This window comes from Bacillus sp. XF8, assembly GCF_017498755.1.
In the GTDB taxonomy this organism is placed as follows: domain Bacteria; phylum Bacillota; class Bacilli; order Bacillales; family Bacillaceae_G; genus Bacillus_A; species Bacillus_A bingmayongensis.
Genome location: NZ_JAGDQK010000086.1, coordinates 1 through 5,092, shown reverse-complemented (window position 1 = coordinate 5,092; position 5,092 = coordinate 1). Strand labels below are relative to the sequence as shown.

The window sequence follows — 5,092 nt, the reverse complement described above, 5'->3', positions numbered from 1 at the left end:
TTTATGAAAACGGAAACGATTCGAAGCATAACTCTATACATTTGAAATTTTTGTATTAAAAAAAGGAACCTATTAGGAAATATGATAGGTTCCTTCCTTTAATTTAATAGGCGTTATACACTGTAAATATGTTGAGTTAGATCTTCAACCTCCTCTGAAACAATTTTCTTAAAAGATAGAATTCTTACATGCTTGTAAGGTAAATGTAAGACAATTCAATATGAGGACTATAATACTTTAGATTAAATAATATATAGCCAATAAACGAACAGGAGATAATAACTATGAGTATATTAACAGTCCGTAACTTAAGTAAAATTTATAATACAGGAAAAGTATCTTATAAAGCTCTTTCCAATATTGATTTGACAATACAAAAAGGAGAATTCGTAGGAATTATGGGAGCATCAGGAAGTGGCAAATCAACTTTACTGAATATGATTTCTACTATTGATGCACCAACATCAGGAGAAGTATTTATTAACGAAAAAAATCCCCATTATTTATCTTCTAATGATTTAGCATTATTTAGACGCCGTGAACTAGGGTTTGTCTTTCAATCCTTTAACCTCATGAATACTCTAACTGTAAAAGAGAATATTGTTTTACCACTTACATTAGATAATGTAAGTTTGAATGAAATGAACAACAAAGTAGAAGTTATTTCTAAAAAACTGGGGATTGAACAGATTTTAAATAAAAGAACCTACGAAATTTCAGGAGGACAAGCTCAACGAACCGCCATTGCTCGTGCCCTCATTCATTCTCCTCAATTAATATTAGCAGATGAACCAACAGGAAATTTAGATTCAAAAGCGGCAAATGATGTGATGGAACTCCTAAAGAAATTAAATCAAGATCAACAAGTAACTATGATGCTAGTGACACATGATCCAGTAGCCGCGAGTTACTGTGATCGAGTAATCTTCATTACAGATGGATCTTTTTATAATGAAATTTATTGCGGTGACAATCGTTCAAAATTTCACAATGATATTACAGATGTACTATCTTTACTAGGAGGTAATTAACATGAATTTTCGTCAGCTTGTATATAATAATGTCACTCGTAATAAACGATTATACCTTGGACATTTTTTGAGTAGTACATTTGCCGTGATGATTCTATTTACTTTTGAATTGCTTGTATTTCATCCTAATTTCACTGGAAATCTTGTATCGACCAGCGAGACCATGAGTTCGTTAAGTACAAAAGGATTTAAAATTGCTCAATATCTAATTGTATTTTTCTCCTTCTTTTTCATTCTATATTCTATTACTATGTTTTTAAAAACAAGGAAAAAGGAATTTGGGATTTTATTACTCCATGGCATGTCTAACGTACAATTAAAAAAGCTAATTTTCATGGAAAATATGTTAATTGGATGTTCTGCAATTATTGTTGGAATTGGACTTGGATTAGTTTTTGGAAAATTAATCTTACTGATAAGTGGTTCCCTTTTCCTATTAAAAGGTGGGCTTCCATTTCATTTTCCTACTAAGGCAATTTTAGTGACATCTCTTATGTTTTTTATTTTATTTATACTTGTCTCTTTTTTCACTGTAAGAACAATGAAGGTATCACAGCTAATTGAACTCATGAAATCTGAAGAAAAACCAAAAACGGAACCAAAGTCATCTAAATGGCTAGCTTTCTTCTCAATTCTTTGTATTTGCATTGGATATGTATCAGCGTTTTATTTAAATATGGCATTAAAAAAAGGAATTGAGATATATGTTCTATTACTATGTGTTTTCTTAACTGTATTAGGAACATACTTTTTATTTACTCAGCTCAGCTTTTATGTCATTAAAATATTGAAAAATCGTCAATACACTTTCTTAAAAAAAACCAATATGTTAATGATTTCAGAGTTAACATATCGAATGACAGATAACGCAAGAACACTCTTTCTAGTAAGTGTACTTTCCGCAGTTGCCTTTACCTCTATTGGTACTTGTCTTTCTATTGGAAATGGAGCATTAGCGGAAGTTAACAGTCCTTATGCATTTGAATATAAATCATTTAAACACAACAAGGAGGAGGCATTTCATATTTCTCAAATAGAGAAACAATTACATAATGATGGATTCTCATATAAATTAGTAACTTCTACTGGTTTTAATACAACAAGTCACGCAACACCAATTATGAAACTGACTGATTACAACGCAACTGCCAAAACACTAGGATACCCAGCAGAAACGTTAAATAAGGAAACAGACAGTCTAATCCTGCCATCAAAAATGTATCTGAGAGTAGCTCCTCAAGAGAAATTAAAGAAACTGTCTTCATCCCTTACACTGGAACACGGTAATATGAATTATAATTTTTCTGGTAATAAAATATTAATGGATAATATTATCAGCCCATCTGATAATTTTTCTGTCGTTGTTTCGGATTCAATGTACGAAACAATACTAAATACACAGTTAGGAGAAGCAAAGGTCGATCAATATATAGACTATCGTTTTTTAATTAAAAACATGTATGAAACAGCAGATGTGGCTAAAAAACTTACAAAGATAATTCCAAATGATTATACAAACGCATATCTACCTTTTATATTTGATTCCCCGGTATTAAAATGGTTAGAAAGTAAACAAGTGAATGCGATACTATCTATTCTTAGTGTACTAGTAGGAGTTGTATTTTTTATATTTACAATTAGTTTCTTATACTTCCGTTTATTTACAGATTTAGATCGAGATAAAAGCCAATTTCAAATGCTTTCTAAATTAGGGTTAACTGGTTCTGTTGCAAAGTTTTAAACGCCCCCAAAAATATAGAATGAAAATACAATTGTTCCGAATAAACATTATAAAATATACAAGAACATGTATCGTATACTCATTATTTTTGGTTATTTTTCAACTTTGCAACAGAACCGTTTATGTTATATCCAAGAAGAAACGTGAATTCTTTGGGGGTCTTACTTTCGTTGTCACTTTAGGAATATTCGGTTTATTATTAAGGATTCCACAAACGAAAGAATTTGTGCAGGATGGTAAAAATCAAACTTTTGTCATTCTTAGCATTATTTTGCCTATTGTGCTCTATGTACTAGTCGAATGGTTACTATTTCGAAAAATGGAAGATGAAAATTAGTTATGACTAAATAGTGCTTACAATACAGAGGTATCATTTTAACACCCTTTAAATGAACGATAATGCTTCAAATCAATTTTTAAAATCGTAACATCCATATAAAAGATAATCCCTGCATTTTTCTCAAATATTTTTCAAAGTGCAGGGATTTTTTTATTGAAAAATCAACATTTTTAGTTTTGATTAAACTTTATTGTCAATTAATATCTTCCTCGAGTTCTTTTTGGATACGATAAACCGTTGGTCTTGTCACGCCATTTTTTTCAGCAATCTTCTTTATAGGTAATCCTGAATTTAACATTTGTACAATTTGATAATAGACAGCTTGTTTTTGAGGATCTCGCGCATCTGGTCCATAAAGGGTTGGTCGCCCTTGATAAACCCCTTTTTCTTTCGCAATTTTTATTCCTTGTGCCTGTCGTCGTTTACTTTCTGTTCGTTCTCTTTCCGCAATCATAGCCAAGAGTTGAAGAATTAAATCTTTGACAAAACGGTCTAATAGCGGATCACCTAGGGGCTCACTTAATATAGGCATACTTGTAACAAGTAAACCGATTTTTTGTTGCTTCAGATAATTTATTGTACGAATGATTTCATTATAGTCACGTCCTAATCGATCAATCGCTTCTACCATTAAAAAATCACCTTCTCGTACAAAATCTAAAGCTCTTTTAAATTCTACACGATTCATAAAATCCGCTCCGGATTTTTTCTCTACAAATATTTTTTCCGCACCGTGATTTTTAAATTCCACAATTTGTCGATCTAAGTTTTGATCCATAGAACTGACTCTCGCATAAGCAACTTTCACTTTCAAAAATCCTCCAGTTTCTCTCTATTTATTTTACACCCTAATTTCACACTTAAAACATCCGTTTCTCAATATATCACCTATGTAAAATTAGGGTACGACCTTTTTGAACAAAATAAATAAGGAAAAATCTATTTGAAGATTTTTCCTTATTTAATACCTTCTCTTAATTTAATTGGGTTTAGTAGGGGGGCAATTTTATTTATTCTTCGTGTTTTAATATTAGACGTTCGTTTAATGGTTGAATGTCACGATTATTATTATTGTAATAGCTTTGGAAAGCTTCTATTTGTACTTTTGAAACTTCTACCGGGTTTTTCATGACATACCATTCAACATTTTCTGAAAGTGGGGGAGTAGTCAATGAACCAAGGTAGTGATAATAACTTTTGTTGGTAGGAAGCATAGCAGCAATATTGATTTCACCAACAGAAGTGTTCTTATCACCTTTTTTAATACTATCAATCACTTTTTTGAATCCTTGGTTTTCTGAACCTTCTTTAAAGAACACACCAATAACAGCTAGACGACCGTCTTGTGCTTTATTTACAAAATGAACTTCAATTGGATAATGCTTACTATCAAGTTTATGCTCACTAGGTGCATGAAAATGGAATTGTGTTAAATCAAAGTAACGACCATTGATTTTTGCTGTTCCAGTAACGTCTACTTGGATACTGTGGCCATTATCTACTTCATCAAGTACAGCATTATTATAGTTAAGTTCGATTGCTCCATTGTCTTTCATTTTCTGTGTCTTAGTTGTGTCAATGGCGATTGGTGATTGTGTATCGCCTGATTCAAACTCCCAATTTTTTTGATCTTTGTAATTCACTTCATGTGTTGCAGTTGTCTTTTCTTCTTTTTCTTTTTTGTCAGTTGAAGTTATGTTATTACATCCTGTGATAAGTAGGGAAGATATCAGTAAACTTATCCATATAAAACTTATTTTCATGTTACTACCTTCTTTCTAAAAAATAGAGTGCATATGATATATATATTGTATTCCTGTATGCTTTTAAATTCAAATACTTATGGAGTTCAGCCTATGTGGCCTAGTACTAGTGTTCTTGTAACCAGGGGCAAAGTAATTTGGGTTCTGTTGCAAAGATTTCTAAACTGAGATAACCTGTAGAAAAAGTGTGAGCAGGAGAATGAGATATGGAAATCTT

Annotated in this window: 4 protein-coding genes; 2 read left to right on the top strand and 2 right to left on the bottom strand. The window is 31.5% G+C overall.

Annotation, left to right across the window (positions count from 1 at the left end; all coding sequences use genetic code 11):
* The first annotated feature begins 284 nt into the window (after positions 1–284).
* Positions 285–1,031: an ABC transporter ATP-binding protein gene (locus tag J4P91_RS28170; RefSeq protein ID WP_207996723.1), complete on the top strand. Its 747-nt coding sequence runs from the start codon at positions 285–287 to the stop codon at positions 1,029–1,031.
* Between the two features lies 1 nt (position 1,032).
* Positions 1,033–2,772, top strand: a complete 1,740-nt coding sequence (locus J4P91_RS28165) for an ABC transporter permease (RefSeq protein ID WP_243764058.1) — start codon at positions 1,033–1,035, stop codon at positions 2,770–2,772.
* A gap of 533 nt (positions 2,773–3,305) precedes the next feature.
* Here the strand turns inward: J4P91_RS28165 and J4P91_RS28160 are convergent.
* Both J4P91_RS28160 and J4P91_RS28155 read right to left on the bottom strand, forming a co-directional pair.
* Positions 3,306–3,920: a recombinase family protein gene (locus tag J4P91_RS28160; RefSeq protein ID WP_207996722.1), complete on the bottom strand. Its 615-nt coding sequence runs from the start codon at positions 3,918–3,920 to the stop codon at positions 3,306–3,308.
* A gap of 202 nt (positions 3,921–4,122) precedes the next feature.
* Positions 4,123–4,875 (bottom strand): carbonic anhydrase, encoded by a 753-nt coding sequence (locus tag J4P91_RS28155; RefSeq protein ID WP_207996721.1) that lies wholly within the window; start codon positions 4,873–4,875, stop codon positions 4,123–4,125.
* Positions 4,876–5,092 lie beyond the last annotated feature (217 nt).